General features: G+C 71.7%; 19 protein-coding genes. 8 read left to right on the forward strand and 11 right to left on the reverse strand.

The genetic code is table 11. The features are described from left to right. Nucleotides 1-19 precede the first annotated feature (19 nt). The 5 genes from ACQEXA_RS28305 to pdhA form a co-directional block, all read right to left on the reverse strand. A complete protein-coding gene (locus tag ACQEXA_RS28305) occupies nt 20-1585 on the reverse strand; it encodes a molybdopterin molybdotransferase MoeA (RefSeq protein WP_433131447.1) in 1566 nt (521 codons plus the stop codon). Then, nucleotides 1582-2469 carry an NTP transferase domain-containing protein gene (locus ACQEXA_RS28310; protein WP_433131449.1) on the reverse strand — a complete coding sequence of 296 codons (888 nt, stop codon included), beginning with the start codon at nt 2467-2469 and terminating at the stop codon, nt 1582-1584. The genes ACQEXA_RS28305 and ACQEXA_RS28310 overlap by 4 nt, the downstream gene beginning before the upstream one ends. A 103-nt stretch (nt 2470-2572) precedes the next feature. Next, the gene (locus tag ACQEXA_RS28315; RefSeq protein WP_432930242.1) at nt 2573-4045 is read right to left on the reverse strand and encodes a dihydrolipoamide acetyltransferase family protein; all 1473 of its coding nucleotides are present in this window, start codon (nt 4043-4045) and stop codon (nt 2573-2575) included. Beyond that, entirely contained in the window at nt 4045-5049 is a 1005-nt protein-coding gene (locus ACQEXA_RS28320; RefSeq protein ID WP_359390329.1) for an alpha-ketoacid dehydrogenase subunit beta, read from the reverse strand. The genes ACQEXA_RS28315 and ACQEXA_RS28320 overlap by 1 nt, the downstream gene beginning before the upstream one ends. Further along, entirely contained in the window at nt 5046-6191 is a 1146-nt protein-coding gene (gene pdhA, locus ACQEXA_RS28325; protein WP_432930239.1) for a pyruvate dehydrogenase (acetyl-transferring) E1 component subunit alpha, read from the reverse strand. The genes ACQEXA_RS28320 and pdhA overlap by 4 nt, the downstream gene beginning before the upstream one ends. Nucleotides 6192-6380: 189 nt before the next feature. On the opposite strand from pdhA, the gene ACQEXA_RS28330 reads away from it, so the two are divergent. After that, nucleotides 6381-6863 (forward strand): Lrp/AsnC family transcriptional regulator, encoded by a 483-nt coding sequence (locus tag ACQEXA_RS28330; protein WP_359390724.1) that lies wholly within the window; start codon nt 6381-6383, stop codon nt 6861-6863. A gap of 21 nt (nt 6864-6884) precedes the next feature. Here ACQEXA_RS28330 and ACQEXA_RS28335 read toward each other — a convergent pair whose 3' ends face one another. Both ACQEXA_RS28335 and ACQEXA_RS28340 read right to left on the reverse strand, forming a co-directional pair. Next, a complete protein-coding gene (locus ACQEXA_RS28335) occupies nt 6885-7475 on the reverse strand; it encodes a TetR/AcrR family transcriptional regulator (RefSeq protein ID WP_359390334.1) in 591 nt (196 codons plus the stop codon). Then, nucleotides 7472-8986: a 3-hydroxyacyl-CoA dehydrogenase gene (locus ACQEXA_RS28340; protein ID WP_433131451.1), complete on the reverse strand. Its 1515-nt coding sequence runs from the start codon at nt 8984-8986 to the stop codon at nt 7472-7474. Before ACQEXA_RS28340 ends, ACQEXA_RS28335 begins: the two co-directional genes overlap by 4 nt. Nucleotides 8987-9134: 148 nt before the next feature. On the opposite strand from ACQEXA_RS28340, the gene paaN reads away from it, so the two are divergent. Continuing rightward, nucleotides 9135-10826 (forward strand): phenylacetic acid degradation protein PaaN, encoded by a 1692-nt coding sequence (paaN, locus tag ACQEXA_RS28345; RefSeq protein WP_432930235.1) that lies wholly within the window; start codon nt 9135-9137, stop codon nt 10824-10826. Between the two features lie 7 nt (nt 10827-10833). On the opposite strand, the gene ACQEXA_RS28350 is transcribed toward paaN, so the two are convergent. From ACQEXA_RS28350 to ACQEXA_RS28360, 3 genes are all read right to left on the reverse strand, one after another. After that, nucleotides 10834-11601: a TrmH family RNA methyltransferase gene (locus tag ACQEXA_RS28350; RefSeq protein WP_432930233.1), complete on the reverse strand. Its 768-nt coding sequence runs from the start codon at nt 11599-11601 to the stop codon at nt 10834-10836. 147 nt (nt 11602-11748) lie between these two features. After that, nucleotides 11749-12969, reverse strand: a complete 1221-nt coding sequence (locus ACQEXA_RS28355) for an HTTM domain-containing protein (RefSeq protein WP_432930231.1) — start codon at nt 12967-12969, stop codon at nt 11749-11751. Beyond that, a complete protein-coding gene (locus ACQEXA_RS28360) occupies nt 12969-13847 on the reverse strand; it encodes a DUF5819 family protein (protein WP_433131453.1) in 879 nt (292 codons plus the stop codon). The genes ACQEXA_RS28355 and ACQEXA_RS28360 overlap by 1 nt, the downstream gene beginning before the upstream one ends. A gap of 295 nt (nt 13848-14142) precedes the next feature. Here ACQEXA_RS28360 and paaA point away from each other — a divergent pair, with 295 nt between their 5' ends. The 6 genes from paaA to ACQEXA_RS28390 all read left to right on the forward strand — a co-directional run bounded on the left by paaA (nt 14143) and on the right by ACQEXA_RS28390 (nt 19098). Continuing rightward, on the forward strand, nt 14143-15138 hold the full coding sequence (gene paaA / locus ACQEXA_RS28365; protein ID WP_432930227.1) for a 1,2-phenylacetyl-CoA epoxidase subunit PaaA: 996 nt from the start codon (nt 14143-14145) through the stop codon (nt 15136-15138). Further along, nucleotides 15135-15422, forward strand: coding sequence for a 1,2-phenylacetyl-CoA epoxidase subunit PaaB (gene paaB, locus ACQEXA_RS28370; protein ID WP_059208219.1), 288 nt, complete (start codon nt 15135-15137; stop codon nt 15420-15422). Before paaA ends, paaB begins: the two co-directional genes overlap by 4 nt. Then, nucleotides 15419-16138 (forward strand): 1,2-phenylacetyl-CoA epoxidase subunit PaaC, encoded by a 720-nt coding sequence (gene paaC / locus ACQEXA_RS28375; protein WP_432930225.1) that lies wholly within the window; start codon nt 15419-15421, stop codon nt 16136-16138. The genes paaB and paaC overlap by 4 nt, the downstream gene beginning before the upstream one ends. Further along, on the forward strand, nt 16132-16692 hold the full coding sequence (paaD, locus tag ACQEXA_RS28380) for a 1,2-phenylacetyl-CoA epoxidase subunit PaaD (protein ID WP_433131455.1): 561 nt from the start codon (nt 16132-16134) through the stop codon (nt 16690-16692). Before paaC ends, paaD begins: the two co-directional genes overlap by 7 nt. Then, the gene (locus ACQEXA_RS28385; protein WP_433131457.1) at nt 16692-17756 is read left to right on the forward strand and encodes a 2Fe-2S iron-sulfur cluster-binding protein; all 1065 of its coding nucleotides are present in this window, start codon (nt 16692-16694) and stop codon (nt 17754-17756) included. The genes paaD and ACQEXA_RS28385 overlap by 1 nt, the downstream gene beginning before the upstream one ends. Before the next feature lie 202 nt (nt 17757-17958). Continuing rightward, the gene (locus tag ACQEXA_RS28390; protein WP_433131459.1) at nt 17959-19098 is read left to right on the forward strand and encodes an acyl-CoA dehydrogenase family protein; all 1140 of its coding nucleotides are present in this window, start codon (nt 17959-17961) and stop codon (nt 19096-19098) included. Between the two features lie 38 nt (nt 19099-19136). Here ACQEXA_RS28390 and ACQEXA_RS28395 read toward each other — a convergent pair whose 3' ends face one another. Beyond that, nucleotides 19137-19466: a rhodanese-like domain-containing protein gene (locus ACQEXA_RS28395; RefSeq protein ID WP_359390728.1), complete on the reverse strand. Its 330-nt coding sequence runs from the start codon at nt 19464-19466 to the stop codon at nt 19137-19139. Nucleotides 19467-19496: the final 30 nt, after the last annotated feature.

Raw genomic sequence — 19496 nt, forward strand, 5'->3', positions numbered from 1 at the left:
CGAAGTCACGGTGCGGAATTCACCCCGCCAAGGCCCAGGGGAGGTCGAGGAGTTCCAGTTCCTCACCGGGCCTCGCGCCACCCGGCGGTACGACCGCGAGGGCGTCCGCGGCGGCGATGCCACGCAGCATCGCCGGGCCGTTGTAATGCAGCGGCACCGCATGGTCGGCCCGGACGGAGACAGGGACGAGCCGGGTGTCGTACGGGTGGCCGTGGACGGCGTCCTTCAGAGGCAGCGTGTACAACTCCGGTGCCAGGCGCCCCCCAAGGCCGCGCAGCAGCGGCTCAGCGAGCGTCAGCAGACCGGAGACGGCCGCGAGAGGGTTACCGGGCAGCCCCACGAGGTGCTGGTCCTCCCGCAGGCGGGCAAGGAGCATGGGGTGGCCGGGGCGCACCTTCACCCCGTCGACGAGGAGCTCGGCTCCGAGGCGGCGCAGAGTGGGGTGGACGTGGTCGACAGGTCCCGCGGCCGTGCCGCCGGTCGTCACGATCAGGTCGGCGGTCGAGGAAGTGATCGCCTGCTGCAGGGCCTCGGCGGAATCCCCCAGCCTCCGGACGGCCGGCACCTCGGCACCGAGGGCCCGCAGCCACGGCGGCAGCATCGGACCGAGCGCGTCCCGGATCAGGCCGTCCTTGGGCAGGCCCGCGGTGAGCAACTCGTCCCCCAGAATCAGGACTTCGGCGCGCGGCCGGGGCAGCGCGGACAGGGCGTCGTACCCGGCGCCCGCGGCGAGCCCGAGCACGGCCGGGGTGACCTGGGTGCCGCCAGGAAGCAACTGGTCCCCGCTGTGGCACTCCTGGCCGCGCGGCCGGATGTCCTGCCCGTGCGCGACCGTGGGGGTCCCCCCTGCCCGAGCGGAACCGAAACCTTGGGGGAGGGCCGCGTGCAAGCGCCCGTTGCCATCCATGCGGCCATGTTCGCTGCGCAGCACGGCGGTGGTGTCCGGCGGGACGCGGGCACCGGTGGCGATCCGCACGGCCTCGCCGTCACCCAGAGGCGCGGGGTCGGCGTGGCCGGCGAGGACTCCGTTCCCCTCCCGTACGGCCCAGGGACCGGGGCCCGCGACCGCCCAGCCGTCCATGGCCGAGGTATCGAAGGAAGGCAGATCGGTGAGGGCGGTGAGGGGCGCGGCGAGCACGAGACCGAGGGCGGCGTCGAGGGACACGTGGACGGGCTCCCGGCGGGGCACGGATCGGGCCGCGCGCTCGGCGACCGCACGGGCCTCGGGCCAGGGCGTGGCCTGATGGCGGTCCGGATGCTTCGACGTCACACAGGACCCGGCACCGTCGGCACGGTCCGGGCCGGAGCCTTCGCTGTCGGCGTCCCCCGCGGTGCCGGGCGGGTGCCCGGGCGTATGGGCGCCGTGTTCCGGGGACGGCGAGGTGGACCCGGGCGTGTGCACATTCGGGTCCCGGACGAGGGCGAGGGCCTCTTCGAGGTCCAGGTCGTGCTGCTCCGCGGGCGAACCGGTGGGGCGGGCCGGCTGCGGACGGCTCCTGTCCCCGCTGTCGTTGGCCACGGCCAGCGCCTCCTCCACGTCGCGTTCCTCGGTGTCCAGGTGTCCCTGGGCGCCGCGCTCGGTCATCCGGCGTCCGGCGCGGGCTCGGCGGGGTCCTCGTCCGCCCAGCGCAGAGCCAGCGCGGCTGCCTTGCGGGCGGCCTCGGCGACCGCCTCCGGCCCGCCATTCGCCTGCGCGGCCGCATAGCCGACGAGGAACGTCGTCAGCGGGGCCGCGGGACGTGCGACGCCATGCGCGGCATCACGAGCGAGGTCGAGAAGGACGCCGGTGTCGACGTCGAGGTCGATGCCCAGTTCGTTCTTGACTGCGGAGATCCATTCATCCAGCACGTGCTCATGCTCCCTGATCCGTGTGCGGGCGGCGGCGATGTCGTCCCAGGTGTCGCAGTCGAACGACGCGACGGGGTCGGAGATACGGGTGAGACCGAGCCGGGCGGTCAAGCGCCGCAGCGGAAGGCCGGAGAGACCGGCGTGCTCGGAGGCCAGCCCCGCCAACTCGCGGCGCAACGCAGCGCTCCGGTAGGCAGCGACGAGGGGCTGGTCCCGGCCCTCGGAGTCGGTGAGCACGGCACCATCGGCGCCGTCGGCCGCCACGCCTGCCAGCAGCCGCCGTACCGTCCCCTGCTCCAGGAACGGCAGGTCGGCGGAGAGCACGACGACGTATCCGGCGGTGGTCCGTGCCAGGCCCGTGTCGAGCGCGGCGACCGGTCCCGCGCCTGGCGGCTCCTCGCGGGCCCAGACCACGGGGCGCGCGGTGGGCCTGGGGTCGGCAACGACCACCGTGGTGGCCGCGCCCGAACAGGCCGCCAGCACGCGGTCGAGCAGCGCCCGTCCACCGACGCGCACCGCGGGTTTGTCCGCCCCGCCGAGCCGCCGGGCGGAGCCGCCGGCGAGCACAACGGCGTCGTACACGTCGCCGCCCCAGTCGCCGGGGTCCTCGTACGCGGTCATGCCCCGAGTATGGGCGCCGGATGGATCATTGCCACCCCCGCACACAGCAGCTGTGCGCGGGAGCTTGCTCACAGTGTCGAGAGATGTCCGTGGCGCAGCCGGCTCACAGCGTGCGCAGCAGCACCCCCGGCTGCTCCACGCAGTCCGCCACGTACCGCAGGAACCCGCCCGCCGTACCGCCGTCGCACACCCGGTGGTCGAAGGTGAGGGAGAGCTGCACGACCTGCCGCACGGCCAGTTCGCCCTCGTGCACCCAGGGCTTGGGGACGATACGGCCGACGCCGAGCATGGCCGCCTCGGGGTGGTTGATGATCGGCGTGGAGCCGTCGACGCCGAACACCCCGTAGTTGTTCAAGGTGAAGGTGCCGCCGGTGAGCTCACCGGGGGTGAGGGCCCCGGTGCGCGCGGCCTCGGTCAGCCGGGCGAACTCCGCGGTCAGCGACTCGGCGTCCCGTACGTGCGCGTCGCGTACGACAGGCACGACGAGTCCTCGTTCGGTCTGCGCGGCGAACCCGAGGTGGACCTGGTCGAGCCGGACGATCTCCCGGGCCTCCGTGTCGACCGTGGAGTTGAGCTCGGGGAACCGGGCGAGGGCCGCGGTGCAGATCCGGGCGAGCAGCGCGAGCAGGGAGATCTTCGGGCCGCCGACCGCGTTCATGGCTGCCCGGGTGCGCATGAGTTCCGTGGCGTCCGCGTCGACCCAGCAGGTGGCGTCCGGAATCTCGCGCCGGCTGCGGGAGAGCTTGTCCGCGACGGCGCCGCGGACGCCCTTGAGGGGGACGCGGGTGCCGGCGGTGACGGGTCCGGGTGCGCGTGTGCCCGGTCCGGGTGTGTACGGCGCCGCTTCGGGGACCGGTGCCCCGGACGAGGGGAACGTACGGGACGGGACCGGGGCGAAGGTGGACGCGGCAGCCATGGCCGCCGAGGACCCGGTCCGGGCCACCGCGGCCCGCAGCGCGTCCTCCACATCGGCGCGCAGGATCAGCCCGTCCGGCCCCGAACCGTCCAACTGCCTCAGGTCGACGCCGTGCTCGCGGGCGAGCCTGCGCACAAGCGGGGAGATCACCGGAATGGGGCCGTCGGGGCGCTCCGGAACGGCAACACGGGACCTCCCGTCGGCGACAGCGGACATCGAGGCGCCGGCGGTGGGTGCCGGGGCGAAGTCCGTCTCTGTTGCCCGGCCGGAACCGGGACGCGCTGTCCGGGTCACTCCGTCCGTGGGCCGCGAGCCGGGCTGCTGCGCCCGCACCCTGCGGCGGCGTGCGGGCGCCGCCGAGGTGCCGTACCCGACCAGGACGTTCCCGGACGACTCCTCGGCCTCGTCCGCGGCAGCGCCGACGGCGACCGTCAACAGCGGAGCGCCGACGGGCAGTTCCGCGCCCTCCTCGCCGAAGCGGGCCGTGACCACGCCTCCGTAGGGGCAGGGCACCTCCACCATCGCCTTGGCCGTCTCCACCTCGACGACCGGCTGGTCGACCGCGACGACATCGCCGACCTGGACCAGCCAGCGGACGATCTCCGCCTCGGTGAGCCCCTCCCCGAGGTCGGGCAGCCTGAACTCCAGCACCTGGGCCATCAGCTCTCCGCCTCCCACTGCAGACGCCCGACGGCGTCCAGGATCCGGTCCACGCCCGGCAGATGGTGCCGCTCCAGCATCGGCGGCGGATAGGGGATGTCGAACCCGGCCACGCGCAGCACCGGGGCCTCCAGATAGTGGAAGCAGCGCTCGCCGATCCGCGCGGCGATCTCGCCGCCCGGCCCGCCGAAGCCGGTCGACTCGTGCACCACCACGGCCCGGCCCGTGCGGCGCACGGACGCCGTCACCGTCTCGTCGTCGAAGGGCACCAGGGAGCGCAGATCGACGACTTCGAGGTCCCAGCCCTCGGCCCGCGCGGCCTCGGCGGCCTCCAGGCAGACCGGTACCGAGGGGCCGTAGGTGATGAGCGAGGCGCTCCGGCCCGGGCGTCGCACCACGGCACGGCCTATGGGCTCGACCGTCTCGGGCTCCTCGGGGTTCCAGGAGTCCTTCGACCAGTACAGCCGCTTGGGCTCGAGGAAGACGACCGGGTCGTCGGAGGCGATCGCGGCGCGCAGCAGCCCGTACGCGTCGGCGACCGTCGCGGGCGTGACGACATGGAGCCCCGGCGTCGCCATGTAGTACGCCTCGGAGGAGTCGCTGTGGTGCTCGACGCCGCCGATGCCTCCTCCGTAGGGGACACGGATGGTGATCGGCATCGGCATGGCGCCGCGGGTGCGGTTGCGCATGCGTGCGACATGGCTGACGAGCTGCTCGAACGCGGGGTAGGCGAACGCGTCGAACTGCATCTCCACGACCGGCCGCAGGCCGTACATCGCCATGCCGACGGCCGTGCCGAGGATGCCCGCCTCGGCGAGCGGCGTGTCCATACAGCGGTCGTCGCCGAACTCCTTGGCGAGCCCGTCGGTGACACGGAAGACACCGCCGAGTGTGCCCACGTCCTCGCCCATGACGTGCACGGACGGGTCGGCGGCCATGGCGTCGCGCAACGCGCGGGTGAGGGCCTGCGCCATGGTGGCCGGCTTGAGGGCAACGGTCGTCATCGCCCGGCTCCTTCCGGTCCGGCGGCCTCGGCGTCCAGCTCCGCCTGCAACTGGGTGTCCTGCTCGACGAGCTGGGTGGTGGGTCGTTCGTAGACGTGGGCGAAGAGGTCCATCGGGTCGAGCGCCGGGTCCTCGTTCATACGGGCCCGCAGGTCCGCCGCCATCGCCTCGGCGTCCTCACGCGCAGTCTTTATCCCGTCCTCGTCGAGGAGTCCGCGCTCGGTCAACTCGCGCTCGAGCAGCAGGATCGGGTCGTGGTCGCGCCAGGCCTCGACCTCGGCGTCGCCGCGGTAGCGGGTCGCATCGTCGGCGTTCGTGTGGGCGTCGATGCGGTACGTCACCGCCTCGATGAGCGTGGGGCCGCCGCCCTGGCGCGCGTGCCGTACGGCGTCGGCGAGCACCTCGTGCACGGCGGCGGCGTCGTTTCCGTCGACGAGACGGCCCGGCATTCCGTATCCCACGGCCTTGTGGGCCAGGGAGGGTGCCGCCGTCTGCTTGGCGAGCGGCACGGAGATCGCGAAGCCGTTGTTCTGGACGAGGAAGACGACCGGCGCCTGCCAGACGGCGGCGAAGTTCATCGCCTCGTGGAAGTCGCCCTCGCTGGTACCGCCGTCGCCGACCAGGGCGAGCGCGACCACGTCGTCGCCCTTCAGCCGGGCGGCGTGCGCAAGACCCACGGCGTGCGGCAGCTGGGTGGCCAGCGGGGTGGACAGGGGGGCCACACGGTGCGCGTACGGGTCGTAACCGGTGTGCCAGTCGCCCCGCAGCAGGGTCAGCGCCTCGACGGGGTCGACGCCGCGGGCGACGGTCGCGAGGGTGTCACGGTAGCTGGGGAAGAGCCAGTCGCGCTCCTCGAGCACGAGCGCGGCGGCGACCTGGCAGGCCTCCTGCCCGGTGCTGGAGGGGTAGACGGCCAGGCGGCCCTGCTTGGTGAGCGCTGTCGCCTGCGTGTTGTACCGGCGGCCGCGCACGACCTGCGCGTACAACAGGCGCAACAGCTCCGGGTCGGCCTTGGCGGCGGCCTCGGTGCCGAGGACGCGGTACGGCAGTGCGTCGGGCAGCAGCGGAGCGGGGTCGGTACGGGGCTGCCAGGCGGGCGGCGGTGTGGGCCGGTAGGCCCCCCGCTGCTCCATGACCGTCATGACGGCACCTCCTCGTGGGAGCGGCTTCAGGCGCGCCACGGGAGTGATGCGCCTCACCTACCGATTGTTCGGTCGTCGGCACATTTTGGCTACAGGCGCCTTCAGGCTGTGGACAAACGGTTCTCCACAACCTGAGATGTACGCAGTACGTCCATGGTAGAGAGGCGCGGGCGCATGGCACCTGAACAAATGGCTGAGCCGCCGGAGCACGGCCCCGCTCAGCCGCCGCGCCCGCTCGACGCCATCGACCGGGACATCCTGCAGATCCTCCAGTCGGACGGCCGTGCGTCCATACGGGCGGTCGCCGAGCGGGTCCATGTCTCCCGCGCCAACGCCTACGCGCGGATCAACCGGCTCATGGACGACGGCGTGATCCGCGGCTTCGGTGCCCGGGTGAACCACGAACGCGCCGGCCACGGCACGTCGGCGTACATCACCCTGAAAATAGTCCAGAACTCCTGGCGCACGGTCCGCGAGCAGCTGCGTCTGCTCCCCGGCTCCTCCCATATCGCCCTGGTCGGCGGGGACTTCGACGTACTGCTGCTGGTCCACACGCCCGACAACCGGGCCCTGCGCGAGCTGGTCCTGACCCGGCTCCAGGCGATCCCCGAGGTGCTCAGCACGCGCACGCTGCTGGTCTTCGAGGAGGAGGATCTGGAACCGGAGGGCTGACCCTCAGGGCGCCACCCGGCCTCAGCCCTCCTGGCGCAGCCCCGAGAAGACCAACTGCACGACCGCGTCGGCGACCTCTCGCTCGCCCATGCCACGCCCGTCGGGCCGGTACCACTCCACGATCGAGTTGATCATCCCGAAGACCAGCCGCGTCGCGAGCCGCACCTCCACGTCGCCGCGCACATCCCCGTCGGCCGCCGCGGCCTTCAGCAGCTCGGCGACCCGGTGGTCGAACTCGCGGCGCCGCTCCAGCGCCCACCGCTCCGTGCCGGTGTTGCCGCGCACCCGAAGCAGCAGCGTCACATACGGCAGTTCGGCGGTCAGCACCTCCACCATGCGCCGTACGACGTACTCGAGCCGCTCCACGGCACGCCCCACGCGCGCGTGCTCCTCGTCGAGGATCCCGAACAGGCCGTCCAGCGCCCGGCTGACGGCGCGGCGCAGCAGCTCCTCCTTGCCCGCCACATGGTGGTAGATCGACGACTTGGAGATGCCGGCCGCCTTGGAGAGGTGCTCCATCGAGGTGCCGTCGTAGCCGCGCTCGTTGAAGACCTGCACGGCGACGGAGAGCAGGCTCTCCGGGGTGTACGTGTCGCGCCTCACGGTGGTCATGAGGTGCCCTCCCGCCTCTCGGATGCGTACGCGTGGCGGTACAGCGCGAGGGACGGGGCGTACCGCCCGGAGGGGTCGCGCATGTGCAGGTCGTCCAGCAGGTCGTAGGCCCAGCTGCACCCGAGCCTGCGACTCCACTCGAAGGGGCCCAGAGGGTAGTTGACGCCGAGGCGCATCGCGGTGTCGATGTCCTCCTCGGTGGCCACGCCCTTGGCGACCGCGTCGTGCGCCAGGTCGACGATCCGCGCCACCGTACGAGCGACGATCATGCCGGGTACGTCCCCGATGAGGCTGACGTCCTTACCGAGCGCCTGGAACAGCCCGGTGGCCTCGGCGAGGGTCTGCGCGGAGGTGTCCTGGGAGGCGGACAGGGCGATCCGGGTCGCCCGGCGGTAGTCGAGCGCCAGGTCGAAGTAGACGACGTCACGGAACTCGACGGAGGTCTGCCCGTCGGCGAGGGCCAGCTGGCCGCCACTGGGCAGGACCAGACGGGTGCCGTGGTCCTCTTCGTCGTCGCGGACGCCGATGCCGGCCTCGCGTATCAGGGCGAGCAGTTCCCCGGCGGGTCCCAGGTCGCCTTCCGCGACGACGTACGCGGGCGGGCGCTCCTTCTCCGCGGTGTGCGGTTCGGACTGCTCGGCGCCGTCCGCGTAGTCGTACCAGCCGTGACCGCTCTTGCGTCCGAGCCTCCCCGACTCGACCAGCCTGCGCTGGGCGAGCGAGGGCGTGAAGCGCACGTCCTGGAAGAAGGACTCCCACACGGAGCGGGTGACGGATTCGTTGACGTCCTGGCCGATCAGGTCGGTCAGTTCGAAGGCGCCCATCCGGAAGCCGCCGGACTCGCGCAGGACCGCGTCGATGGTGGCCGGATCGGCGGCCTGCGCCTCGTAGACCGCGAACGCCTCCGCGTAGAAGGGCCGCGCGATGCGGTTGACGATGAAACCAGGGGTGTCCGCGCAGGCTACCGGGGTCTTGCCCCAGGCCCGGGCCGTCTCGTACGCGCGCGTGGCCGAGGTGACGTCGGTGGCGAACCCGGAGACGACCTCCACCAGCGGCATCAGCGGGGCGGGGTTGAAGAAGTGCAGGCCGACGAGACGGCCCGCGTTGCGCAGGGCGCCGCCGATGGCGGTCACGGACAGGGACGAGGTGTTGGTGGCGAGCAGGCAGTCGTCGCCGACGATGTCCTCCAGGTCCCGGAACAGCTGCTGCTTGACCTCCAGGCGCTCGAGGACCGCCTCGACGACGAGCGAGCAGCCCGCCAGTTCCTCCAGGCTTCCGGCGGCCAGCAGACGGGCGCGGGCCGCGTCCCGCTCAGCTGCGGTGAGCCGGTCCTTCTCGACGAGCCGGTCGAGGCGGCCACCGATCGCCGCCACCGCCTCGTGGGCTCGGCCGGGGACGGCGTCGTACAGCCGCACCGAATGGCCCGCTACCAGCGCGACCTGGGCGATGCCCTGGCCCATGGTGCCGGTGCCCACGACGGCCATGGGGCTGCTGAGGTCGAGTGCTGTCATGTGCGCGATCCTCCCGCACGGGGTTTTCCACAGATACGGCGGTCCCCCTTGTACCGACCGATCGTTCGGTTACTCTAACTCTGTCCGCCTGTTCCTGCCCAGCTCATGAGCTCAAGGAAGAGCTCGAGAGACGAGGAGTTGGTCCCGCATGGCCGCCGAACTCACCGCGCACCAGCTGATCGCCCAGCACCGGCCCACCCTCGACCAGGCGCTGGAATCCATCCGCACACGCGCGTACTGGTCCCCGCACCCCGAGCACCCGAAGGCCTACGGAGAGAACGGCAGCCTGGACGCCGCGGCCGGCAAGGCCGCCTTCGACGCGCTCCTCGGCACCCGCCTCGACCTCGGCCAGCCGGGCACGGACGACTGGACGGGCGGCGAGACGTCCCCCTACGGGATCGAGCTGGGCGTCACCTACCCCCACGCGGACATCGACGTACTGCTGCCCGCCATGCGCGCGGGCCAGCGGGCGTGGCGCGACGCCGGCGCGGAGATGCGCGCGGTGGTGTGCCTGGAGATCCTCAAGCGCATCAGCGACCGGACGCACGAGTTCGCGCACGCGGTCATGCACACCAGCGGCCAGGCCTTCATGATGGCGTTCCAGGCGGGCGGCCCGCACGCCCAGGACCGCGGCCTGGAGGCGGTCGCGTACGCGTACGTGGAACAGGTCCGCACCCCGGACACCGCGGAGTGGACCAAGCCGCAGGGCAAGCGGGACCCGCTGGCGCTCACCAAGACGTTCAAGCCGGTCCCGCGCGGCATCGCGATGGTCATCGGCTGCAACACCTTCCCGACGTGGAACGGCTACCCGGGCCTGTTCGCGTCCCTGGCCACGGGCAACGCGGTCCTGGTCAAGCCCCACCCGCGCGCGGTGCTGCCGCTCGCGCTCACCGTCCAGGTGGCCCGGCAGGTGCTGGCCGAGGCGGGCTTCGACCCGAACCTGGTGGCGCTGACCGTCGAGCACCCCGGCGAAGGCATCGCCAAGACGCTCGCCGTGCGCCCGGAGATCCGGATCATCGACTACACGGGCTCGACCTCGTTCGGCGACTGGCTGGAGGCCAACGCCCGTCAGGCGCAGGTCTACACGGAGAAGGCCGGTGTCAACACCGTGCTCGTGGAGTCGACGGACGACTACAAGGGGATGCTGTCGAACCTGGCGTTCTCCCTGTCCCTCTACAGCGGCCAGATGTGCACCACCCCGCAGAACCTGCTGATCCCGCGGGACGGCATCTCCACCGACCAGGGCCCGAAGTCCTACGACGAGGTGGTCGCCGATCTCGCGCGGTCGGTCGACGGCCTGCTGGGCGACGACGCCCGGGCGAACGCACTGCTCGGCGCGATCGTGAACCCCGACGTCAAGGCACGTCTGGAGGCGGCGGCCGGCCTCGGCGAGGTCGCCCTGGCATCCCGGGAGATCACCAACCCCGACTTCCCGGGAGCGGTCGTCCGGACCCCGGTCGTGGTCAAGCTCGACGGCGCCAAGCCGGACGCCGAGGCCGCCTACATGAGCGAGTGCTTCGGCCCGGTCTCCTTCGCGGTCGCGGTGGATTCGGCGGCTGACGCGGTGGACCTGCTTCGGCGGACGATCCGGGACAAGGGTGCGATGACCGTCGGCGCCTACACCACCTCCGAGGATGTCGAGCAGGCCGTCGAGGAGGCATGCCTGGAGGAGTGCGCTCAGCTCTCCCTGAACCTGACCGGCGGGGTGTACGTCAACCAGACGGCCGCGTTCTCCGACTTCCACGGCTCGGGCGGCAACGCGGCGGCCAACGCGGCCCTGTGCGACGGGGCGTTCGTGGCGAACCGCTTCCGTGTGGTGGAGGTGCGCCGGGAGGCGTAGGACCGGCTCAGGCGGGAGCGCCCCCGGCGGCGCTCCAGTGGTACAGCGTCATGGCCACACTGGTCGCGAGGTTGTAGCTGGAGACCTGGGGGCGCATCGGCAGGGACACCAGGTGGTCCGTGCGGTCGCGGAGTTCGGCGGACAGACCGGTGCGCTCGGAGCCGAACGCGAGGACGGCGTCGTCGGGGAGCTTCAGTCCGCGGATGTCCTCGCCCTCCGGGTCCAGTGCGAAGAGCGGGCCCGGCGGCAGTTCGGCCACGGACAGCCGCTCCACGGCGGTCGCGAAGTGCAGCCCGGCCCCGCCGCGGACCACCGTGGGATGCCAGGGGTCCAGAGTGCCGGTCGTGACCACTCCGGTCGCGCCGAAGCCGGCCGCGAGGCGGATCACCGCTCCCGCGTTGCCCAGGTTGCGCGGGTTGTCGAGGACGACGACGGGGGCGCGGCGGGGCATGCGCCGCAGCGTCTCCAGGTTGGTCTCGCGTGCGGGGCGCACGGCGAGAGCGGCCACCCCGGTGGGGTGCGGGCGCGGCACCAGCGCCTGGTAGGTGTCCTCGGGGACTTCCATCAGGAGGGCGTCCAGGGTGTCGTGTACGTCGGGGGCGAGCTCGTCGGCCAGGGAGAGTGCGGCCTGCCGGTCGGTGGTGACGGCCACCGGCACGCGCGCGTGGAAACGCACCGCGTGCTTGAGCGCGTGGAACCCGTCGAGCAGGACGCAGGCGTCGGCGAGCCCGCGCCAGGTGCTCAGCGGGTCGGTGGTGCCGGAGGGATCCGTCATGCCCCGCAGCCTACGTGCGACGCAGCCCGGGAAGCTCTCGACATCGAGGGCCTGGGCATCCGCGGGGCACGAACGGCAAGGACAGCACAGACGGCTGGTTTCCGCCCTGTATCAGGCAAGACCCGTCGGGCTCGGGACAGGACGCACCTACGCCGTCGTACCGGCATGTGTGTGCTCGGGCGCCTCATCGGCGTGCTGCCGCAGGCGCGGCCCGGGCAGGGAGGACCGGACACGGTGCTGAGCGAGCCGTCGACGCCCACGCGCCGCCCATGCGCCCAGCCTCCGCAAGAAGGGCGTCGGCAGGAACACGGCATCGGCGGCGATCATCGCCAGCGAGAAGAACGGCAGCCCGAGGACCACGGCGATCACCGCGTGCTCGGTCATCATGAACGCCAGCAGGACGTTCTTGACGCGCCGGTTGAGCAGGGTGAAGGGGAAGGCGACCTGCGCGGCGACCGTCCCGTACGTCACCAGCAGCACCAGCACACTGGACGAGGACAGCAGGTCGGACAGCGCGGGCCAGGGTGAGAAGTAGTCCAGGTGAAGCGGGTAGTGGACCGCGGTGCCGTCCTGCCAGCGGGAGCCCTGGATCTTGTACCAGCCGGCCGTCGAGTAGATCAGACAGGCCTCGGCCATGATCACGAGCAGGGCCGCGTTGTGGACGAGATTGGCGACGATGTCCAGCAGCATGCGGGGCTCCGAGTGCGGGGCGCGCCTCTCGACGCACCACCACAGCCCCTGCACCGCCCACAACGCCCAGAACACGACGAGCCACCCGATGTCCAGCCAGCCCGCACCCGTCGCCAGGGCCAGCGCGAGGCCGAGCACGGCCCACACCGCGGGTCCCGCCCGGTCGGGCCGCGGCAACTCGCCAAGCGTCTGTGCGGCACGGGCGCGCCGGGCGCGCCGTTCGTCCAGCGACCACACCTGCCCGCAGCGGGTGAACACCAGGTAGATCGCCATCAGGTGGATGACGTTGTCGCCGCCGTCGCCCATGAAGACGCTGCGGTTCTGCAGCGAGAGCACGCCGACCATGAACAGCACCGACATCGCGCGGGTGTGCCAGCCGAGCAGCAGCAGGGCGCTGGAGAGCACGGCGAGGGCGTACACGGTCTCGAACCACGCCTGGCTGTCGGACCACATGAGGATCGTGAAGGCGTGGTTGTTCGCGATGAGCTGCCGGGCCAGGTTCCAGCTCCACGGGCCGTCGGGTCCGTACATCTCCTGACGGTGCGGGAACTCGCGCAGCAGGAACAGCAGCCAGGTGGCGGCGAAGCCGATGCGGACGATCGCGGTCTGGTACGGACCGAGGGCGGCCTCGGTGACGCGGCCGATGCCACGCGAGAGGGACAGCGCGAAGCGGCTCATCAGGCGTTCGCCCCCGTCCATTCGGCGGCCGACAGCGACCACCAGGGCAGCTCACGGTAGTCGGGTGTGGTGGGGACCTTCTCGTCGCTCCACTTGGGAGGGGGCACATTGGTGGTACGGGAGCGGACCTGGACGCGTTCGACGGCCTCGCCGTGGCCGGCCGCGTGCTCACGGCCGAGGCGCAGCGCGACCACGCGGCGCAGATAGTCCTCCGCCAGCGCACCGCGCAGACCCACGGGGCGGTTCTGGGCGTCGTGCGAGGCGACGTAGAAGTCCCAGGCGCGACGCAGTTCGTTCTGCTGGGTGTGGCTCGGCAGCGGATTGCCGTCGATGGCTGCCCCGTCGAGCGCCGACAGGTCGTACCAGCCGGTCGTCCGCTCGCCGCCGTCACCGGTGCGTACGTCCGCGCGGACCTGGACGTCGATGTTCTGCTGCAGCGGGTTGGGGGCGAACAGCTTCCAGTTCTGTTCGAACTCGGGGTAGATCCATTCGTCGATCGCCGTGCCGTGTTTCTTGGTGACGGTGTTCGCGGGCGCGACGTGCAGGAACACCATCCCGAGATGCACACAGGCGACGACGGCGACGACCGCGAGCGCCAGTACGGCGGCGATCTGATAGGGCAGAGAGATGGCGGTCAGACCCGTGCGGGCGGCGGCCGCCTCACCGTCGCCGGGACCGGTGGGGAGTGCGGGCTCGGGCTCGACCAGGGCCGACGCCTCGGGGTGGGGGCCGTCCGTGCCGGACCACTCCGGGGCCTGCGTCGGCGCCGGGTCCTCGGATACGTCCCTGGTGGCGCCCTCGGGCAGGCGGGACACCGGGTCGTCGGAACCGCCGGGCTGCTCCCGCCCGGCGTCCGGTCCCTTGTCGTACGTGTCCATCCCGCCCCGTCTCCCGAGCCTCGCGCCCCGGTGCCGTGCCTTGCCGCCGATCCGGTCCACCGGCCGCCGCTCTGCCGTGAGCCGCCCGGGCCGCATCACCCGGTCGCAGCACAGCGCGGCATGCGCACCGAACGGTACTCAGCCCCGCCCGTCCCGCACAGCCCGATGGGTCCACCGGCCGGACGCCGGCCCGGAGGTTGTCCACAGCGATTGACACCCTACGGCGCCTCGACCGACCATTGAATCGACCGGACCGAACGATCGGTCGGGAGACGGAGTGGTCGAGGGGGTCCGCATGGCGACAGCAGCAGCCCACCGGATGGCCGGCTCGGGTGGCACACAGCCGGACACGACGGCCTACCAGGCCGTCTTCGACGCCACCGTCGCCGCCGACGAGCGCATCGAGCCGCGCGACTGGATGCCCGACGCCTACCGGGCCACCCTCGTCCGGCAGATCGCCCAGCACGCGCACTCCGAGATCATCGGCATGCAGCCCGAGGCCAACTGGATCGCCCGTGCGCCCTCACTGCGGCGCAAGGCGATCCTGATAGCCAAGGTCCAGGACGAGGCGGGCCACGGGCTGTACCTGTACAGCGCCGCGGAGACACTCGGCACCGGCCGCGACGAGCTTCTGGACAAACTGCACTCCGGCCGCCAGAAGTATTCGTCGATCTTCAACTACCCCACGCTGACCTGGGCGGACGTCGGAGCCATCGGCTGGCTGGTGGACGGCGCCGCGATCATCAACCAGGTGCCCCTGTGCCGCTGCTCCTACGGGCCCTACGCACGCGCCATGGTCCGCATCTGCAAGGAGGAGTCCTTCCACCAGCGCCAGGGGTACGAACTGCTGCTCGCCCTCAGCCGGGGCACGCCGGAGCAGCATGCGATGGCGCAGGACGCGGTGGACCGCTGGTGGTGGCCCTCCCTGATGATGTTCGGCCCGCCCGACGACGAGTCGGCGCACTCCGCGCAGTCGATGGAGTGGAAGATCAAGCGGCACTCCAACGACGAGCTGCGCCAGCGCTTCGTGGACATCTGCGTCCCCCAGGCCGAATCACTCGGCCTCACCCTCCCCGACCCCGAGCTCAGGTGGAACGAGGAGCGGGGGCACTACGACTTCGGCCCCATCGACTGGACGGAGTTCCGGGAGGTCCTCAAGGGCAACGGCCCCTGCAACGAGCAGCGCATCACACAGCGCAGGCAGGCGCACGACGACGGCGCATGGGTACGGGACGCGGCCGCCGCCCACGCGGCCAAGCACCACGGTGTGACAGGAGCGACGCAAGCATGACGAACACCGACTGGCCCCTGTGGGAGGTCTTCGTACGCTCCCGCCGCGGCCTCTCGCACACCCACGCCGGCAGCCTGCACGCCCCGGACGCGGAACTCGCCCTGCGCAACGCGCGTGACCTGTACACCCGGCGCGGCGAAGGCGTCTCCATCTGGGTCGTCCCGTCGTCCGCCGTCACGGCGTCCTCACCCGACGAGAAGGACCCCTTCTTCGAGCCGTCCGCCGACAAGCCGTACCGGCACCCCACGTTCTACGAGATCCCGGAAGGGGTGAAGCACCTGTGACCGTCACCCTGCGCACCGCGGCCGCCCTGGCCCTCGGCGACGACGCCCTGGTGCTCTCGCATCGCCTGGGGGAGTGGGCCGGTCATGCGCCGGTGCTCGAGGAGGAGGTCGCCCTCGCCAACATCGCCCTCGACCTGCTCGGCCAGGCCCGCGTGCTGCTGTCGATGGCGGGCGACGAGGACGAGCTTGCCTACCTCCGCGAGGAGCGCGCCTTCCGCAACCTCCAGCTGGTGGAGCAGCCCAACGGCGACTTCGCGCACACCATCGCCCGGCAGCTGTACTTCTCCACCTACCAGCGGCTCCTCTACACCCAGCTTGCCTGCGGCGCAGGCGAGTTCGCGGGCCTCGCGGCCAAGGCGGTCAAAGAGGTCGCCTACCACCAGGACCACGCCGAGCAGTGGACCCTGAGGCTCGGCGACGGCACGGACATCAGCCATGAGCGGATGCGGCGCGCGTGCGAGGCGCTGTGGCGGTTCACAGGCGAGATGTTCCAGCCGATCGAAGGTGTGGACGCCGACTGGGCGGCCATGCGGGAAGCCTGGCTGAGCTCGGTGGGCGACGTCCTGCGCCGGGCCACCCTGGAGATTCCCGAGGGACCGCAGTCCGGGGCGTGGACAGCGGGCGCGGGGCGGCAGGGCCTGCACACCGAGCCTTTCGGGCGGATGCTCGCCGAGATGCAGCATCTGCACCGCAGCCACCCGGGGGCGTCATGGTGACGGCCACGGCCCTCGAAGAGGAACTGCGCCGACTTGCCGGCTCCGTCCCCGACCCGGAGCTGCCCGTACTCACCCTGGAGGAGCTCGGCGTCCTGCGCTCGGTCCATGCCCACGGCACGGACTCCGTGGAGGTCGAGCTGACCCCCACCTACACCGGATGCCCCGCGATCGAGGCGATGTCCCTGGACATAGAGCGGGTACTGCACGAGCACGGCGTACGCGACGTCCTCGTGCGCACAGTGCTCACCCCCGCCTGGTCGACGGACGACATCACCGAGGAGGGCCGCCGCAAACTGCGCGAGTTCGGGATAGCGCCCCCGCGCACCTTGCACCAGGAGGCGTCCGGCCCGGTCGCAGTGCGGCTGGGGCCCACGCGGACGGCCACCGACCCCGGCGGAGCACTCACTGCCTCCCCCGAGGACGAGCCCGTGCGCTGCCCGTCCTGCGGGTCTGCCGAGACCGAGCTGCTGAGCCGGTTCTCCTCCACCGCGTGCAAGGCCCTGCGCCGCTGCCTGGCCTGCCACGAGCCGTTCGACCACTTCAAGGAGCTGTGATGGCCCGGTTCCACGCGCTCCCGGTGGCCGCGATCGACCGGCTCACCGACGACTCCGTGGCGCTGACCCTCACTGTGCCGTCCGCACTGCGCGAGGAGTTCCGGTACGCACCCGGCCAGCACCTGGCCCTGCGCCGCACCGTCGACGGCACGGAGGTCCGGCGCACCTACTCGATCTGCTCCCCCGCCCCCGAACCGGACACCGAGGGCCCCAGCACTCTGCGCGTCGGGGTACGGCTGGTCGACGGCGGAGCCTTCTCCACCTACGCGCTCAAGGAGATCACCGTCGGCGACGAGCTGGAGGTGATGACCCCGGCGGGCCGGTTCACACTGGAGCCCGCACCCGGTATGTACGCCGCGGTGGTGGGCGGCAGCGGGATCACACCCGTGCTGTCGATCGTCGCGACGCTGCTTGCGCGAGAGCCCCAGGCGCGGTTCTGCCTCATACGCAGCGACCGGACGTCCGCCTCGACGATGTTCCTGGAGGAGGTCGCCGACATCAAGGACCGCTTTCCCGACCGGTTCCAGTTGGCCACCGTGCTTTCCCGGGAGGAGCAGCAGGCAGGACTGCCGTCCGGACGGCTCGATCAGGAGCGGCTGTCCGGGCTGCTGCCGGCGCTGCTCTCCGTGGACAAGGTCGCGGGGTGGTTCCTGTGCGGACCCTTGGGACTGGTGCAGTCGGCGGAGCGGGCTCTGCGCGGGCTCGGCGTCCCGCGGACGCGCATCCATGAGGAGATCTTCCATGTGGACGACGGAACCCCCGCCGGGCCGTCCGTACCGGCTCCCGCGCACAGCACGGTGACCGCGCGGCTCGACGGGCGCGGCGGGATCTGGCCGGTCCAGGACGGCGAGTCGCTTCTGGAGACGGTGCTGCGCAACCGCCCCGACGCGCCCTACGCGTGCAAGGGCGGCGTGTGCGGAACCTGCCGGGCCTTCCTGGTCTCGGGGAAGGTGCGCATGGACCGCAACTTCGCGCTGGAGCCGGAGGAGACGGACGCGGGATACGTGCTGGCCTGCCAGTCGCATCCGGTCACGGAAGCAGTGGAGCTCGACTTCGACCGGTGAGCGGCGCCGACTCCGGCTCCCGCGTCGAGGCCGGCGCCCGTGCCGGAGTCGGTGGGGACGGCCGGCGGCCACAGACGGCCGGACAGAACGACAACTGACGGTCATCCTGTCCGGACTCTCGCCGACCGGCCGTTCCCTTCTTCTAGAACCTGTTCTATCTTGACGCTCCGTCAGATCAGCGGATCCGCCAGGAGGACAGGCCGTGGACTTCACCTTCAGCGAGGAGCAGCAGGCGGCACTCGAGGCGGCGAAAGCCGTGTTCGCCGCAGTCGCGCCGGACGCGGTGCCCACCCCCGCGCTCAGCCCCGGCGCCGTGGCCGACGACTTCGACCGAGCACTGTGGGCGCGGCTCGCAACCGCGGACCTGCTTAGCCTGCTGCTGGACGAACAGTACGGCGGGGCCGGCCTCGACCCGATCGCGCTCTGCCTGGTGCTCCGGGAATCGGCCAAGGTACTGGCACGCGTACCCCTGCTGGAAAACACAGCCGCGAACACGGTCATCCAGGCCCACGGCAGCCCCGAACTCAAAGAAGAGCTGCTCGCACGGGCAGGTCGCGGAGAACAGGTACTCACCGTCGCCGCACACGGCCGCACCGGCCACGACCCGGCCGAACTCTCGGTGATCGCACGGCGCGACACAGACGGCACCTGGACGCTGGACGGCGTACAGACGGCGGTGCCCTGGGCATACAACGCCGACAGCATCCTCGTACCCGCGCACACCGACGACTCGGGCCTCGCCGTCCTCGCCCTCGTACCCAGGGTGCACGAGGGCGTCATCCTTGCCGAACAGTTCTCCACCAGTGGAGAACGGCTCGCGGAACTACGGCTCGAGTCGGCGCGGATCACGGGGCGCTACGTACTCGACGCCGAGGGAGCCTGGGACCAGCTGCGCCTGCTGCTCACCACCGGCACCTGCGCACTCGCACTCGGCCTCGGCGAACGCGTACTGGAGATGACGAGCGAGTACACCGGCAAGCGGGAGCAGTTCGGCCACCCCATCGCCACGTTCCAGGCGGTCGCCGTCCAGGCAGCCGACCGGTACATCGACCTGCGGGCCATGGAGGCCACGCTCTGGCAGGCAGCCTGGCGCATCGGCTCCGGAGCGGCCGGCGCACTACCGGCAGCCGCGGATGTGGCGGTGGCGAAGATCTGGGCCTCGGAAGGCGTACGCCGGGTGGTGCAGACGGCGCAGCATCTGCACGGAGGCTTCGGCGCCGACGTCGACTACCCGCTGCACCGCTACCACGCCTGGGCCAAGCACCTCGAACTCTCGCTCGGCCCCGCCGCAGCCCACGAAGAGACACTGGGCGACCTGCTGGCGGCACACCCACTGGGATGAGCACACGGCCCGCTCCCGGGCGGGCCCCGCGGCCCGTACTAGAGCACGAAGCCCGACTCGCCCTTGGCGTCCACGACAGGACGGCCGGCGGCGGCCCAGACCTGCATACCGCCCTCGACGTTCACGGCGTCGACGCCCTGCTGGACCAGGTACATCGCGACCTGGGCCGAACGCCCACCGGAGCGGCAGATCACATGGATCCGGCCGTCCTGCGGCGCCGCCTCCGTGAACTCGCCGTAGCGCGCGACGAACTCACTGATGGGAATGTGCAACGCCCCAGCGGCATGACCCGCCTGCCACTCGTCATCCTCGCGGACGTCCAGCAGGAAGTCGCCGTCCTTGAGGTCCGTGACCCCGACCGTGGGCACACCAGCTCCGAAATGCATACTCCGACGCTA

Origin of the sequence: Streptomyces sp. CA-106110 (assembly GCF_050936285.1) — a bacterium.
Lineage (GTDB): Bacteria > Actinomycetota > Actinomycetes > Streptomycetales > Streptomycetaceae > Streptomyces.

Bases quoted from the DNA above. Each gene is read 5' to 3' on its own strand.
- ACQEXA_RS28305 (WP_433131447.1), bottom strand. From the start codon at position 1,585: ATGACCGAGCGCGGCGCCCAGGGACACCTGGACACCGAGGAACGCGAC.
- ACQEXA_RS28310 (WP_433131449.1), bottom strand. From the start codon at position 2,469: ATGACCGCGTACGAGGACCCCGGCGACTGGGGCGGCGACGTGTACGAC.
- ACQEXA_RS28315 (WP_432930242.1), bottom strand. From the start codon at position 4,045: ATGGCCCAGGTGCTGGAGTTCAGGCTGCCCGACCTCGGGGAGGGGCTC.
- ACQEXA_RS28320 (WP_359390329.1), bottom strand. From the start codon at position 5,049: ATGACGACCGTTGCCCTCAAGCCGGCCACCATGGCGCAGGCCCTCACC.
- pdhA (WP_432930239.1), bottom strand. From the start codon at position 6,191: ATGACGGTCATGGAGCAGCGGGGGGCCTACCGGCCCACACCGCCGCCC.
- ACQEXA_RS28330 (WP_359390724.1), top strand. From the start codon at position 6,381: ATGGCTGAGCCGCCGGAGCACGGCCCCGCTCAGCCGCCGCGCCCGCTC.
- ACQEXA_RS28335 (WP_359390334.1), bottom strand. From the start codon at position 7,475: ATGACCACCGTGAGGCGCGACACGTACACCCCGGAGAGCCTGCTCTCC.
- ACQEXA_RS28340 (WP_433131451.1), bottom strand. From the start codon at position 8,986: ATGACAGCACTCGACCTCAGCAGCCCCATGGCCGTCGTGGGCACCGGC.
- paaN (WP_432930235.1), top strand. From the start codon at position 9,135: ATGGCCGCCGAACTCACCGCGCACCAGCTGATCGCCCAGCACCGGCCC.
- ACQEXA_RS28350 (WP_432930233.1), bottom strand. From the start codon at position 11,601: ATGACGGATCCCTCCGGCACCACCGACCCGCTGAGCACCTGGCGCGGG.
- ACQEXA_RS28355 (WP_432930231.1), bottom strand. From the start codon at position 12,969: ATGAGCCGCTTCGCGCTGTCCCTCTCGCGTGGCATCGGCCGCGTCACC.
- ACQEXA_RS28360 (WP_433131453.1), bottom strand. From the start codon at position 13,847: ATGGACACGTACGACAAGGGACCGGACGCCGGGCGGGAGCAGCCCGGC.
- paaA (WP_432930227.1), top strand. From the start codon at position 14,143: ATGGCGACAGCAGCAGCCCACCGGATGGCCGGCTCGGGTGGCACACAG.
- paaB (WP_059208219.1), top strand. From the start codon at position 15,135: ATGACGAACACCGACTGGCCCCTGTGGGAGGTCTTCGTACGCTCCCGC.
- paaD (WP_433131455.1), top strand. From the start codon at position 16,132: ATGGTGACGGCCACGGCCCTCGAAGAGGAACTGCGCCGACTTGCCGGC.
- ACQEXA_RS28385 (WP_433131457.1), top strand. From the start codon at position 16,692: ATGGCCCGGTTCCACGCGCTCCCGGTGGCCGCGATCGACCGGCTCACC.